At 37.8% G+C, this 16,501-nt stretch carries 17 protein-coding genes; 3 read left to right on the top strand and 14 right to left on the bottom strand.

Going from position 1 to position 16,501, the window contains the following annotated elements; translation table 11 throughout:
- Positions 1 to 3 precede the first annotated feature (3 nt).
- Positions 4 to 363, bottom strand: coding sequence for a single-stranded DNA-binding protein (gene ssb / locus KHA94_RS07880; RefSeq protein ID WP_213101597.1), 360 nt, complete (start codon positions 361 to 363; stop codon positions 4 to 6).
- 329 nt (positions 364 to 692) lie between these two features.
- Here ssb and KHA94_RS07875 point away from each other — a divergent pair, with 329 nt between their 5' ends.
- Entirely contained in the window at positions 693 to 1,127 is a 435-nt protein-coding gene (locus tag KHA94_RS07875) for a YwpF-like family protein (RefSeq protein WP_213101596.1), read from the top strand.
- A gap of 64 nt (positions 1,128 to 1,191) precedes the next feature.
- On the opposite strand, the gene KHA94_RS07870 is transcribed toward KHA94_RS07875, so the two are convergent.
- The 8 genes from KHA94_RS07870 to spoIIID all read right to left on the bottom strand — a co-directional run bounded on the left by KHA94_RS07870 (position 1,192) and on the right by spoIIID (position 7,833).
- A complete protein-coding gene (locus KHA94_RS07870; RefSeq protein ID WP_213101595.1) occupies positions 1,192 to 1,503 on the bottom strand; it encodes a hypothetical protein in 312 nt (103 codons plus the stop codon).
- Positions 1,504 to 1,791: 288 nt separating this feature from the next.
- On the bottom strand, positions 1,792 to 2,214 hold the full coding sequence (gene fabZ / locus KHA94_RS07865) for a 3-hydroxyacyl-ACP dehydratase FabZ (RefSeq protein ID WP_057772902.1): 423 nt from the start codon (positions 2,212 to 2,214) through the stop codon (positions 1,792 to 1,794).
- A gap of 957 nt (positions 2,215 to 3,171) precedes the next feature.
- Positions 3,172 to 3,297 carry a hypothetical protein gene (locus tag KHA94_RS26250; RefSeq protein WP_275950872.1) on the bottom strand — a complete coding sequence of 42 codons (126 nt, stop codon included), beginning with the start codon at positions 3,295 to 3,297 and terminating at the stop codon, positions 3,172 to 3,174.
- 168 nt (positions 3,298 to 3,465) lie between these two features.
- The gene (locus tag KHA94_RS07860) at positions 3,466 to 3,738 is read right to left on the bottom strand and encodes a DNA-directed RNA polymerase subunit beta (protein ID WP_213101594.1); all 273 of its coding nucleotides are present in this window, start codon (positions 3,736 to 3,738) and stop codon (positions 3,466 to 3,468) included.
- Between the two features lie 15 nt (positions 3,739 to 3,753).
- Positions 3,754 to 4,596 carry a flagellar hook-basal body protein gene (locus KHA94_RS07855; RefSeq protein WP_213101593.1) on the bottom strand — a complete coding sequence of 281 codons (843 nt, stop codon included), beginning with the start codon at positions 4,594 to 4,596 and terminating at the stop codon, positions 3,754 to 3,756.
- Between the two features lie 231 nt (positions 4,597 to 4,827).
- Positions 4,828 to 5,649, bottom strand: coding sequence for a flagellar hook-basal body protein (locus tag KHA94_RS07850; protein WP_213101592.1), 822 nt, complete (start codon positions 5,647 to 5,649; stop codon positions 4,828 to 4,830).
- A 236-nt stretch (positions 5,650 to 5,885) separates the two neighbouring features.
- Positions 5,886 to 6,887 (bottom strand): rod shape-determining protein, encoded by a 1,002-nt coding sequence (gene mreB, locus KHA94_RS07845; RefSeq protein ID WP_213101591.1) that lies wholly within the window; start codon positions 6,885 to 6,887, stop codon positions 5,886 to 5,888.
- Positions 6,888 to 7,560: 673 nt separating this feature from the next.
- Positions 7,561 to 7,833, bottom strand: a complete 273-nt coding sequence (gene spoIIID, locus KHA94_RS07840) for a sporulation transcriptional regulator SpoIIID (RefSeq protein ID WP_057772888.1) — start codon at positions 7,831 to 7,833, stop codon at positions 7,561 to 7,563.
- Positions 7,834 to 8,596: 763 nt separating this feature from the next.
- Here spoIIID and KHA94_RS07835 point away from each other — a divergent pair.
- Positions 8,597 to 9,241, top strand: a complete 645-nt coding sequence (locus KHA94_RS07835; protein ID WP_249365399.1) for a LysM peptidoglycan-binding domain-containing protein — start codon at positions 8,597 to 8,599, stop codon at positions 9,239 to 9,241.
- Between the two features lie 245 nt (positions 9,242 to 9,486).
- Here KHA94_RS07835 and KHA94_RS07830 read toward each other — a convergent pair whose 3' ends face one another.
- From KHA94_RS07830 to KHA94_RS07810, 5 genes are all read right to left on the bottom strand, one after another.
- Complete coding sequence (locus tag KHA94_RS07830) at positions 9,487 to 10,386, bottom strand: stage II sporulation protein SpoIIQ (RefSeq protein ID WP_213101590.1); 900 nt, start codon at positions 10,384 to 10,386, stop codon at positions 9,487 to 9,489.
- Positions 10,387 to 10,617: 231 nt separating this feature from the next.
- Complete coding sequence (gene spoIID, locus KHA94_RS07825) at positions 10,618 to 11,649, bottom strand: stage II sporulation protein D (RefSeq protein WP_213101589.1); 1,032 nt, start codon at positions 11,647 to 11,649, stop codon at positions 10,618 to 10,620.
- Positions 11,650 to 11,892: 243 nt separating this feature from the next.
- Positions 11,893 to 13,206, bottom strand: a complete 1,314-nt coding sequence (gene murA, locus KHA94_RS07820) for a UDP-N-acetylglucosamine 1-carboxyvinyltransferase (RefSeq protein WP_213101588.1) — start codon at positions 13,204 to 13,206, stop codon at positions 11,893 to 11,895.
- A 33-nt stretch (positions 13,207 to 13,239) separates the two neighbouring features.
- Positions 13,240 to 13,983: a YwmB family TATA-box binding protein gene (locus KHA94_RS07815; RefSeq protein ID WP_213101587.1), complete on the bottom strand. Its 744-nt coding sequence runs from the start codon at positions 13,981 to 13,983 to the stop codon at positions 13,240 to 13,242.
- 579 nt (positions 13,984 to 14,562) lie between these two features.
- Positions 14,563 to 14,811: a DUF1146 family protein gene (locus KHA94_RS07810; protein WP_213101586.1), complete on the bottom strand. Its 249-nt coding sequence runs from the start codon at positions 14,809 to 14,811 to the stop codon at positions 14,563 to 14,565.
- Between the two features lie 1,500 nt (positions 14,812 to 16,311).
- On the opposite strand from KHA94_RS07810, the gene KHA94_RS07805 reads away from it, so the two are divergent.
- Positions 16,312 to 16,482 (top strand): hypothetical protein, encoded by a 171-nt coding sequence (locus tag KHA94_RS07805; RefSeq protein ID WP_213101585.1) that lies wholly within the window; start codon positions 16,312 to 16,314, stop codon positions 16,480 to 16,482.
- The last annotated feature ends 19 nt before the right edge of the window (positions 16,483 to 16,501 follow it).

Below are 16,501 nucleotides of genomic sequence, written 5' to 3'. Positions count from 1 at the left end.
TAGTCATGCCTCCCTCCCTGCTGCAATCCATGTTTCCTCTTGCTTTTTTTGATCAAGAAATCTTACTGAATCTGCCAATACCTCGGTCACATAGACTCTAGTGCCTTCTGGATTATCATAATGTCTCGTTTGAATTCGACCGGTGATGCCGATTAATGAGCCCTTTCGGCAATAGCGAGAAGTATTTTCCGCGGTTTTTTTCCAAAGTGTGCATTGGACAAAGTCTGCCCCAATTTCCCCATGCTGATTGCGGAAGTGGCGATTCACAGCTAGGGTTACATTGGTTACGGGAGTACCTTCAGCTGTTCTTTTTAGCTCAGGGTCTTTTGTCAGTCTACCAACTAATGTTACTTGATTAATCATAAGTATTTCTCCTTTCTACTTGATGCCATTATCATAGCTTCTACATGATGTACCCGTAAAAAGTGCAAAATATAATTTTCACCTGATAATGTTTATAAAAACAGGAATTTTTATAGGTAAAAGGTATTGTTGTTGACGAAAAATGAGTAGATAATTCATTTTTTGACAACGCAATAAATAATTTTCGACATGTATAAATGTTCATTATTGTTCCTTTTTAACAACTTCTAAGACGAAATTTCGATTCGTTTAAGTGTCTATGTTATAATTTGGGTAATCAGAAGCGTTTTGGATCTTACAATAACGATAAATTTCGAAAGGAGAATAGGATGAAGACTTTTAAATTGATCTCGTTACAGATTGTTGAAGAAGATTCATTGGTGGATATCAAACTTGAAGACGGGTTGATTATCAATCAAGAGGACGATATTAGCAAATGGCTGCTTGAGGCTTACATTAATAATTCCTATCTTGACTACTTCCAACAACTTAGCAAAAAAGGTGATGATGTTACTGTTCAAGTTGTTATTACAAAAAAGGAAAACAGCCCAGCTGCATTTCTAACAAAGATTGTTACAATAAAACAGCTAACAGAGCATATCAGTATTCTTTTTGAAGGAAAACTTATGAAAACGAATTATGATTATGCAGAAATTGTTTTAAAGAAGCTGATTAGCAAAGGACTTTCAGGTGAGGAGCTCTTAAAAGAATTTAAAACTCTTGTTCGAAGCAAGCCTCAGATGACAGCCATAAAAAACGAATAAAACTCCCACATCCTGTTGGGAGTTTTATGGTTTGTAACTGTTATTTCAAGCCAATCTGAATAAATTATCTATCTACATTATCTTTGTCATTCCGATCTCTTTTATCTTCAATTGGTTCTTCACCAGGATCGTTCTGATCTTTCATCATGTCCCCATCGTTATCTGTATTAATGTCGTTATTGTTATTTTGAATATCATTGTTTCGGTCTAAATCGTCATTCACACCATTGTTTCCATTATTATCATTCACTCCTGGGGTATTGATGTTATTATTTTGGTTTTCCGGAGGCGGTTCCTGGTCATTTGTCGCACATCCGGCGAAAAGTATCGCTGCGAGGAAAGATCCTCCAATGATGCTTATAAACTTTTTAATCATAAGAAATAGCTCCTTTCAATCAATTTATGGTGACCTTTTTTACTTGGTCTTCTGTTATATTTCCCAAATTCAGTTGCAACTTGCATTAGAAAAACTTGGCATTCGTCAATTTTTTCCAACGAATGCCTTAGTTTTACTTATGCGATCTTTTTTGCAGATACTATTTCGAAGCCTCATATTAACTTAAGTATGGAATAAAAATTAGCATACCCTATTAGCAAAAAAATAAAGCCAGCAATTTATATGCTGGCTTTTCACTAAGTATTTTTTGACAAGTTAGGAGAAATCCTACTGCAATGCAAACATAATTTCCGTTTCACACACAAGCTCACCATCAACAGTTGCAATGCCTTTACCTTTACCAATTGGTCCTTTAATTCGAATCATCTCAACTTCAAGACGGAGCTGATCGCCAGGCTTTACCTGCCTTTTAAATCGGCATTTATCAATTCCAGTAAAAAAGGCTAGGCGGCCTCGGTTCTCTTCCTTTTTTAGCATGGCAACAGCACCAACTTGTGCTAATGCTTCGACGATAAGCACCCCTGGCATGACAGGATAATCTGGAAAATGACCGTTAAAAAATTCCTCATTCGCGGTTACATTTTTGATGCCAATTGCTTTATGCCCTTCCTCAACTTCAAGAATTCTATCAATAAGTAAAAATGGATAACGGTGGGGAATGATTTCTTTAATTTGCTGGATATCCAACATATTTAGTACCTCCTCCTAATATTAGGTGTAATATTTTTATTTTACTAAAAAAAATCGTAATTCGCAAAGGGATATCATCTTCGTCAAAAACTTCTTTCAAAAATAGAAATTATAACAAACCTCACCTTGTCCTTTTATTCGTTAACTTATACTATATCCCATACCTTCTTTATGAGAAGCTGGATACACTTGAGAACATAGGTAGGCTTGTTAGAACTCCATCATCCCTGTCTATCGGGAAAGCATAAAACGAATTACGCATAAATTTCCACATATTTCAAATTATATTAAATTAAAGTTTTACTAAGTGGAAACAAGAGCCGTGTAGTTTCCTGTTTTTTAGAAAAATCGTGGAAAAGTGGAAACAAAGCTTCTTTAGTTTCCAAATTTGAAGATATTCGCGGAAAAAAGGGAAACAAGAGTCGCCTAGTTTCCCTTTTTTTAATAAAATCGTGGAAAAATGGAAACAAAGCTTCGTTAGTTTCCAAATTTAAAGATATTCGCGGAAAAAATGAAAATAAGAGCCGCTTAGTTTCCCTTTTTTTAATAAAATCGTGGAAAAGTGGAAACAAAGCTTCTTTAGTTTCCAAATTTAAAGATATTCGCGAAAAAAATGGAAACAAGAGCCGCTTAGTTTCCCTTTTTTTAATAAAATCGTGGAAATGTGGAAACAAAGCTTCGTTAGTTTCCAAATTTAAAGATATTCGCGGAAAAAATGGAAATAAGAGCCGTATAGTTTCCTGTTTTTTAGAAAAATCGTGGAAAAGTGGAAACAAAGCTTCGTTAGTTTCCACTTTTGAAGATATTCGCGGAAAAAACGAAAACAAGAGCCACCTAGTTGGAAAAACTGTTTTTACATAAGCATCAACAAGGGTACCATCTTCTTTGAAGTAGCCTTTATCATCTTTGATGATATATCCGTATTTATATGGCTCAATATCAAGTTCATTTCCATGCTTATCGAAAAATAAAATGCAAAAACATATCAAGGTCGCTAGCTTCAGTAGGAATGACTACGTCGGCAAGAGGAACTTCATCAACCTCTGGAACATATAAACTATCAACCTCATAATATCGTTCCAATAATGCATCAAAAAGTAAGTCCTTTTTTGGTGAATTCCTTAGTTTTTCTTATGCGATCTTATAAGCAGATATTTTATTGAAAACACACTTTACTTTAATACGTTAATAAACCTAAACCTTCCGATTAGCTAAAAAAAGGAAGGGTCTCCCCTTCCTTAACATTTACACTTATTCTTTTTCAACAAGGTCTTTGATATGCGTCCAGGTTGATTTTTTAAAAATATCCTTAGCATCCCCGTCGCCCACGACGCCATATCCGAAAGCGGCTCCCGCAATTGCACTTAAGGGAATTAAAACAGCAACAATGATAATCCGCAGCCAAATAGGAATCATACGCACGCGAATACGTCGATTACGTTTTGATCCTTCTTTAACGGTGTTTTCTTTTTTAAATTGTTCACGCGATTTTGCTGCTTCTTGATTATTATTGTTCAAAGCCATATTTCGATTTCCCCTTTAACGAATTCCGTTGACAAGTCCCATCATTTGATCGGCTATTGAAATGGATCTAGACTGAAATTGATAGGATCGTTGGAGATTAATTAATTCGGTCATTTCCTTTGCCATATCAACATTTGACTGTTCAAGAGCACCCTGCTGAACAGCAATTTGATTACGTAAAGGCCCATTCATTTCGGTTAAAATATCCTCTACAGGCGTATTTAATTCCTCGAAATTTTCTGGAAGACCTAGGAGATTGCCTCCTTTTTGTTCAAGAAATTGAGGTTTTTTTATAAGGGATATTCCAAGATTGAATTCGCTTGTATTTCCGTTATTCATCTTCGCAATCAATCTTCCTTGCTCTGTCACCTTAAATTCCTTCACATCTCCAGTAATGGTGATTGTATTGTTATTCTCATCTAGTACAGGATAGCCATCAGCCGTCACAAGCATTGTTTCATTTTGTGATAACGGCGTTAAATAAAAGGCGCCATCTCTTGTATAGCGTACAGCTGAACCATTCTCCCCTTGCTCTAATACACGAAAATATTGACCCGAAGTCGTGAAAGCCACATCAAGAGGCCGGTCAGTTGTTTTTAAACTTCCTTGTGTCATTACGAGCTGAGATTGACCAAGCTTGGCCCCCGCTCCTACGCGAATCCCATTAGGTGTTAACCGATTTCCTTCAGCATTAGGTATTGTCTGATTATTGAACTGCTGAACAAGCAAATCGGTGAAATTCGCTTCTCTGCGCTTATAGCCAGTCGTATCAATATTAGCCATATTATTACTGACAATATCCATTTGCTTTTGCAGCTGGGTTAATGTATTTTGTGCAGTGATCATTGTTCTGTTCATATTTCATCCCCCTTATCGGGTTATATATATTATTGACTATTTTTCTACGAAAATCTTGCCTGGGTGGTCTTATTACTGTATTTATTGACCATTTTAATTCATAAAATGAGCTTTGCTGATCTTATAACTGCTTCATGAGACCTTTTTTACGTTAAAAACAAGATTCGGCGGTCTCATAACTGCTTCTCGGGACATTTTTTTACAAAATTAATTATTAATGTCTGTAGCCTCTTACCCAATTCGTCCGATTTCATTTGCTGCTCTTTCCATGCTGCGGTCATATGCTTGAAGGACCTTCTGGTTGGCCTCAAATGCACGGTATGCTGTCATCATATCGGTCATCGTTCTTCCAACATCTACATTAGACCGCTCGATAAATCCTTGCTGAAGCTTAAAGCCACCACCGGCTTCATTGTATGCGCTGCCGAGAGCATTGCCATCTTCTGTACGATACAGACCGTCTCCTTGTTTAATTAGTCGGTTTGGATCATTTGAAAAGGCAATCCCTAGTCTTGCTGTTTCTCCCGCTTCACCAGTTAAAACACCATTTTCATTCACGGTAAATTGGTCACTTGTTAGCTGTATCTGCTTTCCCGCTTCGTCTAAAACGTATAATCCGCTTGCCGTAGTTAAGAATCCTTGTCCATCAACTGTAAAGTTTCCATTTCGTGTATACTGCTGCTCCCCATTTGGACCAGCAACTGTAAAAAACACACTGCTATTCTCCGGCAAGGAAACATCCATCAAGGCAATGTCTGTTGAAATTCCCGTTTCCTTTAAATCCCCTTGCATAAAAGCAGGAATCGTTTCTTGCATATATACTCCAGTGTTTAGGGAACCAATTTTTTTATTAAAGGGAAGATTAACCCCTTTTGGAGTAGAACTCGTTTGCTGGTCGAATCGCGTCAGAAGCATTTCGGGAAATGCACGTAAAGAGGATTGATCAGCTTTAAAGCCAGGTGTATTGGCATTTGCCATGTTATTTGTTAACATTTCCGTTCTTCTTTGCTGAGCGATCATACCGGAAGCAGCTGTATAAAAACCTCTGAACATAAAGTTCACCTCATTGTAAAAACTTGGATTTATATTTATGTATAAAAGCTTAATTTTTCACAGATTTAGACGCTATTTCTATTATAAAAAAAATCCACGAAATAAACATTAAATTTTTCGAAAAAAGCATTTCTTACTGTTTCTATGTTTTTTTATATGTTAGTTAAATCAACAATCTATAGGGAACTGTTGTATAAAAAAAGACCCGCCAGCATTTTGGCGGGCTCTTTTTTTCATTATCCAAGCTTTCGGCTAGGAAGCTTATCAATATTATCAAGCATGATTCCTGTGCCTATTGCAACACAATCCATTGGATCTTCAGCAATAAGTACAGGGACTCTTAATTCTTCAGCTAGAAGGGTGTCAATGCCATGGAGAAGTGCTCCTCCACCTGTTAGAATGACACCGCGGTCGATAATGTCTGCTGACAATTCTGGTGGTGTGCGTTCTAATACACTTTTCGCTGCTTGAACGATAACTGAGACTGATTCTCTTAATGCATACTCGATTTCCTCTGAACGAACAGTAATGGTTCTAGGAAGACCAGTAACCATATCGCGTCCGCGAATTTCCATTTCTTCATTTCTGGAACCCGGGAAAACAGTACCTATGCCTGTTTTAATATTTTCAGATGTTCTTTCCCCGATTAGAAGCTTGTACTCGCGTTTGATATACTGGAGAATTTCATTGTCAAATGCGTCCCCAGCCATTTTAATAGAAGAGGAAGTAACGATATCGCCCATGGATAGAACGGCCACATCAGTCGTTCCCCCACCAATATCAACAACCATATTTCCGCTCGGTTGAAAAATATCCATACCGGCACCAATTGCTGCTACTTTCGGCTCTTCTTCTAAATAAATCTTCTTTCCACCACTTTTTTCGGCTGCTTCTTTAATTGCTTTTTGCTCGACACTAGTGATGTTTGTCGGACAGCAGATTAAAATACGTGGCTTTGATAAAAAGCCTTTCACATTCAATTTGTTAATAAAATGCTTTAACATTGCTTCTGTGACATCAAAGTCTGCAATAACTCCATCTTTAAGAGGGCGAATAGCTGCAATATTTCCAGGAGTACGCCCGACCATACGACGTGCTTCCTCACCAACTGCAAGTACCTTATTCGTGTTTTTATCAATTGCAACAACTGATGGTTCATTCAATACAATTCCACGGCCTTTAACGTGAATGAGCACATTTGCCGTACCTAAATCAATTCCAATATCCCTTGCAAACATTCTTTATTCGTTCCTCCTTGATTACTGGCCAGCACTGTCCGCCATTTTCGACTTATGGACATAATTAAGCGCCCGATCCTAAGCCAGGCACAATTTCTTATGTTTTCAGCTATGTTAAGCGAACCTCGCTATATTTTTGATTTTTTCATCTCATGTATGAAACTATAAACTTTATGATATACGATCTAAGTTCTATCCTAATTCAATATTCTACCACACTCATTGAAATTTAAATAACATTTTGTCAGAAATTGTGAGAGTTTTTGAAGAAATTTGTCGTAGGTAGAAAAGATTAGGTGAATATTGGTCATTTTCACTTCTTTCATAGGTCCTGCTGCATATTTAAAAAGCAACCAGCTGAAATTGCCGATTGCTTTTGCACTTCGAATATCATAGCCGATCAGTCGCTTTAGGATTTTTTTACACATTAAGAAAGCATAAATTGCCAGCGCAGAAGATAATTCGACGTAGTTGCCAATTTTAGGAATGAAGTACGACGGACAGGACAAGGAATGCTTCGATAGCGATTATCATCGCACGAAGGAAAAGCGATAGCTTTTACGAGGAAGTCCTAGTCGGCCGAATGCCACAGGACGTGGCATATATGAGCGCGATATGTGCAACTACGCCTCTGTCTTCGCCTTTCCAAGGCTCGCCAATCGGCGAGTTTTCTTTACTTGACGACCTCTCCTTCCATTTCCTCTTTCTTATATTTCATTTTTGTTGCTTCTCCCCCGCGTAAATGTCGGATTGATTTATGATAATCTAGAATTTCCTTCACTTCATTCGCCAGTTCAGGGTTAATCTCAGGAAGTCTTTCTGTTAAGTCTTTATGGACTGTACTTTTGGATACGCCAAACTCCTTCGCAATGACGCGAACTGTTTTTCTCGTCTCCACGATATACTTTCCAATCTTGATAGTTCTCTCTTTGATGTAATCGTGCACACCACTCGCCCTCCCTAAATTGGATGTGAGAAGCGTGAAATGAGACTCGCTTTTTCGCCTTGACCTATACTCCATTCCGCATGAAAAAAAGGGTACTTAAATGATCTTACTCATGCGGCAGAAAGCCATTACTTTCTGAACTTACGGTGAATAAACATGTCCCGAGGCACATTCAGTGTTACTGCTAAACGACTCCTCACCTCAAACACTCTCTTTGTAGGTTTGTATCAGTGTATTAGCTTGGTTGCTGATATATGCACGAAATACTCAATAGGGACAAGGTATTATAAAAGTTTTTTGAAAATTTGACGATTTACCAAATATAACTCATCTTATTTAATAAAATAATTTTCCTGATATATATATATAAAATAATACAAATGTCAAATTCACCAGATCTAAACACCTAATTCAGGAAGATTTTCACTGTACAAAACTAAGTCTTATTACCTTATCATTCGACATTTTCTTTTTTAATAAATTATGTCTTTACAATGTAAACATTGCTTTCCGAATCTTTATTTTCATATTTATAGGAATTCATTACCATAATCAGCAACATATCTAGTCTTTCTTGCCTGCATCTTGAATACTAACCTAGTGGATAAGAAGGAGACAAAAAGCCTCAATTATCATGATATTATCCCTATTTTCGACATTAATAGATTCAAATAAAATGAGTCTGAATAGCTATTCATATTTATGGTTTTAGTACCATATTTATCCATTTATTTCCTAGTTGTTAGAAGAAGGGGAGTTTTCGATGATTATGCAAAGTCGTAAAGAGAGAATAATGGCAGAAAGGAGAACAAAGGCTAGAAAGCGGAAGGTTACGTTTGCTGGAGCATCACTTGCCGCAGCAATTACTGCTTCATCTTTTGCATTAACAACAAATGAAGCAAAAGCACTCAGCGGCACTTATACAGTCAAGGAAGGAGATTCTCTTTACCGTATTTCAAAGGAAAATGGAATATCTATTAAAGAGCTAAAAAGTATCAATAAGCTTACTTCCGACAAAATTTATATCGGACAAACCCTAGAGGTTCCTGTAAAGCTTCAAACACCAGGAGATTCTTTGCAAAGTGCTGCTGTCTATACTGTTGCCCCTGGAGACACTCTTTGGAGTATCGCAAATAGATTTGGTATTACAGTAGAGGAGCTTAAAAAGCAAAACAATCTGACGAAAAATATGGTTCTTATCGATCAAAAACTTATCATTCTTGATAACATTTTTTATAAAAAAGCAAAGGTCATTGGTGCTGTTGATAAACAGACAGTTGAATTCATCTCTAATAATAACCATTTTGTCTTAATGGTTCCATACGGCACAGCACATTCCTATCAAAAACTCGCTGGTAAGGAAGTAATTGTTTCCTATAAAAATGGAGCACTAATTCAAATTCAATAATCAACCGAGATCATTCTTCGCCTCTTCCCGAAAAAAAACTGCGTAGATAATCATTTTTATTTACTCCAAATGACATAACTAATCCAATCAGTCTTTTGTTACAGTTTATTAATATACCAGATTTTATGAAGAAAAATGACATAAGCTCCGGTATTTCTCGGGAAATTTGTCGATTTTGTATCCTGAACTCATTCATAACTCGAATTTTGAGTTGTAATTAAAAAACCCGCCATTGGCGGGTTTTCTTATGCATTTGAGGATTCTTTTTTATTTTCTTTAGTATTTTCTTTTGTCTTGTTATTAGGTTTTTCTTTGTCTCCAGAATCCTTCTCTTCATCGCTTGATTTATCTTCTTCAGACTCATCATCTGAAGTTTTGTCCTCTACGGCATCTTTTTCTTCTGTTGAATTTTTTTCATCAGCTGATTCCGTATTATCGGATTGCTCAAGCTCCTGTAATGTGCTTAACGGCTTTTGTAAGTAATCTTGCGGATTTACTGCTACATTGTCCTTGCGAATTTCAAAATGTACATGTACACCGCTTTCTTCGTCAAACATGCTTTCTCCAGCTTTTGCAATAACTTGTCCTTGCTTCACTTCGTGGCCAACCTCAACGACGATCTCTTTAACTGACTGATATTGGGTTACAATTCCTTTGTCATGTTCAATTTCAATGACATTTCCCAAAAGCATATCTTCATCCACTTTTGTAACAGTCCCACTTAGTGATGCTACAACATCAAATGTTTCGCCTTCTCCCATTCGAATATCAATACCTGTGTTTTGATGGTATTGATTTTGGTAAAACACAAGTGCCGCTTCCTGATCTTCAGACTTGCCATTCTTATCATAGAATTTTCTTAGAATGACAGCTGAATCAACGTCTTTTACAGGCATCGTGAAGTTTTCCATAGTACGGTTAACCTCAATTCCTGGATCGTTGAACTTTTTGCCTTGAACATCAGTCGCCTTATTATCTAGGCTTTTTGGATCCGTTGCACTGTTATTTGTGTTTTGATACCAAAGGACCGCGGTTAGAATGATTGCTGCTGTTGCAATGTAGATAGCTGGGAATGCCCAACGCTTCTTGAAAAAGCTCTTAAAGCTGGATTTTTGAGAAGATCGTTTCTTTTCTTCCTCTCTCATTTATCATCACCTCAGCAATCATTCTGAACAGATTAGAAGAATTATATACATTTTGTAAAAAATATTTTTTTCGATTATTTTTCGACATGATTGATGAAATTATACATTTTTGTTAAAAATTTTTTCTGTGCTCGATAAAATTAATTTTAACTACATAAAAAGCATAAAAAAGAGCTACCATCTTTAAGGTAACTCCTTCAATTTCTTGTTCACGAGCGGTGTCTGACACCTTTATTTTTTTGCAAAGACCTTTGTTAAAATATTATCTGAATCGGTGATTTCTACTCCTTGATAATAATAGGCTATAATGTCTTTATAGTTTTTCCCCTCAGCTGCCATTCCATTTGCCCCATATTGACTCATACCAACGCCGTGCCCATAACCCTTTGTGTTAATGACAATATTGTCGCCCTTACGCTCCCAAGTAAAGTCTGTGGAATTGAGCCCGAGCTCTTCCCTTATTTCCTTCCCCTTCACAACCTTACCGTTTATTTCAACCTTACCTACACGCTTTCCAGCAGTCCTCTCTGTTACCGTACCGATTGTACTATTATTAGGAAGATTCACCCCAAGCTTCGCCTCAAATTCTGTAATGGATAATACTTTTTGATCACTGAACTTAGGTGATTTTAAATCCCATGGGCTTGCTACACTTTTCAAATATGGGTATGGAGTTAACCAGATGTCCTCAGAATTTTCCGTGAATCCATTACTTGTCGAAAAGAAACTTGCATCTATCGGAGAACCATCATATGTTATAATCTGCCCGCTTGTTTCTCTAACCGCTTCCGTAATTTTTTTAATCGCCCAGTTATAATCCGCTTTAAATATTCTTTTTAGGTCTTCCTTATCTTTATATACCTGGTGTTCCACTGTATCAGTAACAAGTGCACCTCCAGGCAATTCTGACTTCGTTTTACTTAGCATTTGATTAACAATATATGTTCTTGCTGCTAAGGCTTGAGCCTTTAAAGCTTCTTTTTCAAATTCTCTCGGCATTTCTGAAGCAACTACACCAACAACATATTCCTCAAGCGGAAGTTTTTCAACTTTCTTTTTTTCCATTCGAAAAACGGCTACTTCTATGGAAGATTCAGTAGGAGAAGATGCTGTTCGGGCTGTGCTACCTTCCTTTTTTAGTTGCTCCCCTAACTTGCCGGTTACCTTATCCTCTGTAAAAGGGAGTACTAACAAAGAAGGGATCAAGAGTGTGATGAAAAACAGCAGTGCGGCTAGTGCGATGATAGGTTTGAATTTTGTCATGATTTAAGCCTCCATAAGAATGTATTCTATAGACTCTTATCTACGAGTCTCGTCTCTTTTCATTTTTATGGTCTTGAACAGGCTATTATGACAATATTTTTTTACTTATATATGCATGAATTTCCTTTCATTAGATCAAGCTATTAAGGTTTGAAAGCAAAAACGCAAGATCGACCAGTCAGATGTCTGACAGGTTGATCTTGCGTGACTTTATCTTAATTGCAGATATATAGGGACCACTAATTATGCATTCATATCGGAAACATAGCTACGCTCTTGGACAGCTGTTTCATCCATTTCATGAATTCGCTCAATATCAGCACCTAAAGCGGCAAGCTTCTCGTGGAAGTCCACATATCCGCGGTCAAGATGCTTTAATTCTGTTACTCGTGTCACTCCGTCTGCAACCAATCCAGTAAGAATAAGTGCAGCTGCTGCGCGTAAATCTGTTGCCCCTACCTCAGCTCCCTGAAGGTCGGAAGGACCATTCATAATCACAGAACGACCTTCAATCTTAATATCGGCATTCATGCGGCGGAATTCCTCAACATGCATGAAGCGATTTTCAAATACGGTTTCAGTAATGACACTCGTACCGTTCGCATGCAGTAATAAAGCCATCATCTGTGATTGCATGTCTGTCGGGAAGCCAGGATGTGGCATCGTTTTAATATCAACGGCCTTTAGCTTCTCAGGTCCTAATACGCGAATCCCATCAGCTTCTTCAATAAACATAACACCCATTTCTTCCATTTTTGCAATTAAGGAAGTGGAATGCTCAGGAACAGCACCCTTTACAAGTACATCGCCGCCTGTAATTGCAGCAGCAACCATAAAAGTGCCCGCTTCAATTCGGTCTGGAATAATATGATGCTCTGTTCCAAATAATTGATCGACACCTTCTATTTTGATAGTACCTGTACCAGCGCCTTTTACCTTTGCGCCCATTTTATTTAGGAAATTTGCTAAGTCTACGATTTCCGGTTCTTTCGCTACGTTTTCTAAAATGGTTGTTCCTTTTGCAAGGGTAGCAGCCATCATAATATTTTCCGTTGCACCAACACTTGGAAAGTCAAGATATATTTTTGCACCATATAAGCGGCCATTTGCTGCCTCAGCTTCAATAAACCCATTTCCAACCTTAACCGTAGCACCCATTGCTTCAAAGCCTTTTAAATGCTGATCAATTGGGCGAGAACCAATAGCACATCCACCAGGCAATGCTACACGGGCACGGCCATTTCTGGCGAGCAATGACCCCATTACTAAAACTGAAGCACGCATTTTACGAACATATTCAAAAGGTGCTTCTTCCTTTAACTCTCGAGATGCATTTACAGTTACTTCGTTATTTTTAAACTCCACTTCTGCGTTTAAATAGCGTAATACTTCATTGATCGTGTATACATCGGAGAGTGTCGGTACATCACGAATTACGCTTTTGCCATCACTTGCTAATAGTGTTGCGGCGATAACTGGTAAGACAGCGTTCTTTGCTCCTTCTACTTTAACTATACCGCTTAGCCTTTTTCCGCCGCGGACGATGATTTTTTCCAAATTGTATTCCCCTCCGCGTCCATTTTCTCTATATTAATATTCAATCGTTATGATGGGTGTGCCAACTACAAGGTTAGTCTCCCCGCCCAATCCTTGATTTCTAATTGCAATTTGCAAATTCATATCCTTGCTTTTCGTTGCAATGGATTTATCAAACTTTGTTGAATAAGCCGATGTGGAAATGAAATTTTCCTCACTTAACGCTTCAACTTCTTCTGCATTAAAGGCTGTCAATAAATGGTCCATTTCATTAGACAAAGTCTTATCAATCTTATCATTGAATTCGCCTTTTAAACAAGAGAAAAATGTGGCATTTCCACGAAAAATGTCAGAAATTCTGCTTTGCAATTGTTTTGAAATGTTTTTCTCTACTTTTTCATGCCAACCTTTTCCTTTGACCTCATAAATGAGATACGTCTGAACTTGACCCTTTGTGGGGGTCGTAAGAATTTTTATTGTTTCATTTTGGGCATTAGAGTTTAAAAAAGCCACTGTTTCCAAATGTTTCTCGTATGACTTACTGGTCCATTCCCAATTAGAATATTGTTGCTTTAAATTCTCTGTAAAGTTCTGAACCTGCTCAAGGCTTTCGACATTTTCCATTTTTTCTCTTGCATGTAAAGACCATTCAGTGATCAAAATATTCTCGTCCTGTAAAATGGAGGCTAACGCCAAGAGGTCAAACTCCCCTTTGGCTACAGTCGTTTTATTCCCAATGTTTATTATCACAAAACCGATTATTCCAATAATTAACAAAATTAATTTCGTGGTCTTCATATCTACTTCCTCCCCCTTAATACCATTGTTACCAAGGAGAAGAAGAGCATACTTGGGAAATGTCGTCACTTTTTGACAATAGAAAGCAGGAAGGCGTCCGCTTAGTAAATAAACGCAGACTAAAACAGCCATGTTCTCGGAAAAGCGATCGCTTTTACTCGTACGATGATTATGTTGCTATGGCCTTTCTTGTTGTAACTAAACTAAGAAAAGGAATAAATATTCCCTATTTTGTTAAGCAGGTAAACGAGGTGGCCAACAAAAAGCGCCACGTCCTCGGAAAAGAAAAACGCTTTTTCTTCGTGCGATGTCTTGCTGCCGCAGCTTTCCTTATCCTGTGGCAAAGTTGGCACTAGCACATCCTGTGCGTCGTATGACCCCCACTGCTTGAAGTTCACTTTATTATATTCACAAACGTAATAATTGGGATTATTTATCTCTTTTCGTAAATTGGAAGCACACCAAATAGAATTGTACTCAATTACCAAGTGAATGAAAACATGTACGAAGACCTATATTAACATGTTTTTCGGATATTATCTCGTTTTTGGGATTAAAGCTGATTTCTAAATCATTTCTCTACAAAAGAATTGTTTGTAAAATAAGAGGTAGCTGCCTTGACCATAACAGATAATCAAGGAAAAAATTACTTACTGCCGACCCGATAACAATCGATAATAATATGTAGAGTACCCTTGCTTGAATTACATGGTTAGGACGCAAAATCTGATCAAAGCGCAGTGCCTGTAGTGCCCACCAAGAAATTGCAATAAAAACTAAGTGTGAAATAATACTAAGTAAGGCCTGCTGTCCAAATCCTGACATCATGAATACAAACTCCCTTCATAAATCACCGCCAATTACTTTACAATCCGCCTTTTATATTAGCATTAATTTCCCTTTTAGAATAGGAATTACACTTCAAAGAGCGATGAAAGTTAAAAAAGTGTGATTAATTGCGGGGAGCAGGGGGAAAATTAAATGGACGGAGTTTGATTGCACTAGTTGGTGACTGGTGTAATCGAAAAATATAGTGGTGAGAAACATCCATGCTGTTTGATGACGGGGTGCTCGTATTTTCTGCGTGACGGACACCACTAATCTGGTTTGATGAGGCCAGACAAGCTGGAAAAAGGGGAAAAGTGGTCTCATTGGAAGTTGATGAGACCTCTTCTGGCTATAAAAAAAGAAATAGTGGTCTCATAGAGTCTTCATGAGACCTCTTCTTGCTGGAAAAAAAGAAAATGTGGTCTCATAGAGTCTTCATGAGACCTCTTCTTGCTGGAAAGAGGTAAATAGTGGTCCAATAGGAAGTTCACGGAACCCCCTCTAGCTATAAAAAGAGAAAATGTGGTCTCATAGGAAGTTCACGAGACCGCATCAAGCTGGAAAAAATGGAAAAAGTGGTCTCATAGAGTGTTTTATTACCGGTGCTCTCGATTTTTTCGGCAAAACAGGCACCAATTCCTCAGTCTGATGACAGTTCGTCACGAAAAAACATGGCCGGATCGAGTTAACAAAGTTCTCTGAAGACAAGTGATTTTAACAAGTTAATAGTTTCATTTTATCCTAAAAGAACAAGATCCAGCAGTTTCACAGGTCCCAGCTGTTGATGGTTTCCAGAATATCGAAGTAAGAAATTTAACTTCCAAGTGCATAAACCAATTCCTTTATATCACAAAAATAGAGATAGCTCGTTTCTGCAAGCTGAATCTTCAAGGAATCAAATAAGAGACTTACTCCCGAACAAATGCGGAAGCGCCTTCGAAACAATTACAGATCAAATTGTTTCTGCGAAGTTTATTCAAGGAAGCTTTCCTTTGTGCTCACCTCCGACAAGCACAAGACGAGCCTCACGGAAAGGTGTTCTTTACTTTTCTGGGAGGATTGATCGAAATGTGAAGGCGACTGCTTAGGGACGACTGCATAAGACGAGCCCTGTAAGAAGACGTTCTTTGTCTTCTGGAAGGGATCGGCTTATGACGCGAGTCCCTAGGAGCCGTAACTAGACAAGCTTGTGACCTCGAGGTCTACAAAAGCGCGACGTCCTCCCAAAGGCTTCTCTTTTGGTCGTGCGATGTCTCGCTAACGTAGCTTTCCTTATCCTGTCGCATTGTCGACACTAGTACGTCCTGTACGTCGGAGGTAGGCGCTGGAGCTGAACGTAGATAAACTATATCTCTAGTTATCAACAGATAGCGAAAATTATAATTTCCTGGTGTATGAAATAATGATTTTAGAAACAAAAATGTCCCAGTGACTATGTTACGATTGAAGTACTTAACCAAGTTCAACTCAATCACCCACCCGACAAGGAGGACATAGTCAATGAGACTATCTAATAGTAAACAAGGGTTAAGAAGAAGAAGTCAATTCGCAAAAGAACTTAAAGGTGCTGATTTAGAAAAAGTTTTAATCGTTCCTATCGATGCTTCAAAGGTTCTACAGAAAGCAATGGTCATGAATTACTATACAATAAAAAAAACGACCTATCCGTAATCACGGATAGGCCAGTTTT

Source organism: Cytobacillus citreus (assembly GCF_018343665.1).
GTDB classification, from domain to species: Bacteria; Bacillota; Bacilli; order Bacillales; family Cytobacillaceae; genus Cytobacillus; species Cytobacillus citreus.
The sequence above is the reverse complement of the archived record's forward strand: the minus strand, read 5'-3'. Positions and strand labels throughout refer to the sequence as shown.

Excerpts from the sequence above, each read along its gene's own strand:
- ssb (WP_213101597.1), bottom strand. The coding sequence starts at position 363 with ATGATTAATCAAGTAACATTAGTTGGTAGACTGACAAAAGACCCTGAG.
- fabZ (WP_057772902.1), bottom strand. The coding sequence starts at position 2,214 with ATGTTGGATATCCAGCAAATTAAAGAAATCATTCCCCACCGTTATCCA.
- KHA94_RS07875 (WP_213101596.1), top strand. The coding sequence starts at position 693 with ATGAAGACTTTTAAATTGATCTCGTTACAGATTGTTGAAGAAGATTCA.
- spoIID (WP_213101589.1), bottom strand. The coding sequence starts at position 11,649 with ATGACAAAATTCAAACCTATCATCGCACTAGCCGCACTGCTGTTTTTC.
- KHA94_RS07810 (WP_213101586.1), bottom strand. The coding sequence starts at position 14,811 with ATGATGTCAGGATTTGGACAGCAGGCCTTACTTAGTATTATTTCACAC.
- KHA94_RS07835 (WP_249365399.1), top strand. The coding sequence starts at position 8,597 with ATGATTATGCAAAGTCGTAAAGAGAGAATAATGGCAGAAAGGAGAACA.
- KHA94_RS07855 (WP_213101593.1), bottom strand. The coding sequence starts at position 4,596 with ATGAACAGAACAATGATCACTGCACAAAATACATTAACCCAGCTGCAA.
- KHA94_RS07830 (WP_213101590.1), bottom strand. The coding sequence starts at position 10,386 with ATGAGAGAGGAAGAAAAGAAACGATCTTCTCAAAAATCCAGCTTTAAG.
- mreB (WP_213101591.1), bottom strand. The coding sequence starts at position 6,887 with ATGTTTGCAAGGGATATTGGAATTGATTTAGGTACGGCAAATGTGCTC.
- KHA94_RS07870 (WP_213101595.1), bottom strand. The coding sequence starts at position 1,503 with ATGATTAAAAAGTTTATAAGCATCATTGGAGGATCTTTCCTCGCAGCG.
- KHA94_RS07805 (WP_213101585.1), top strand. The coding sequence starts at position 16,312 with ATGAGACTATCTAATAGTAAACAAGGGTTAAGAAGAAGAAGTCAATTC.
- KHA94_RS07860 (WP_213101594.1), bottom strand. The coding sequence starts at position 3,738 with ATGGCTTTGAACAATAATAATCAAGAAGCAGCAAAATCGCGTGAACAA.
- KHA94_RS07850 (WP_213101592.1), bottom strand. The coding sequence starts at position 5,649 with ATGTTCAGAGGTTTTTATACAGCTGCTTCCGGTATGATCGCTCAGCAA.
- KHA94_RS07815 (WP_213101587.1), bottom strand. The coding sequence starts at position 13,983 with ATGAAGACCACGAAATTAATTTTGTTAATTATTGGAATAATCGGTTTT.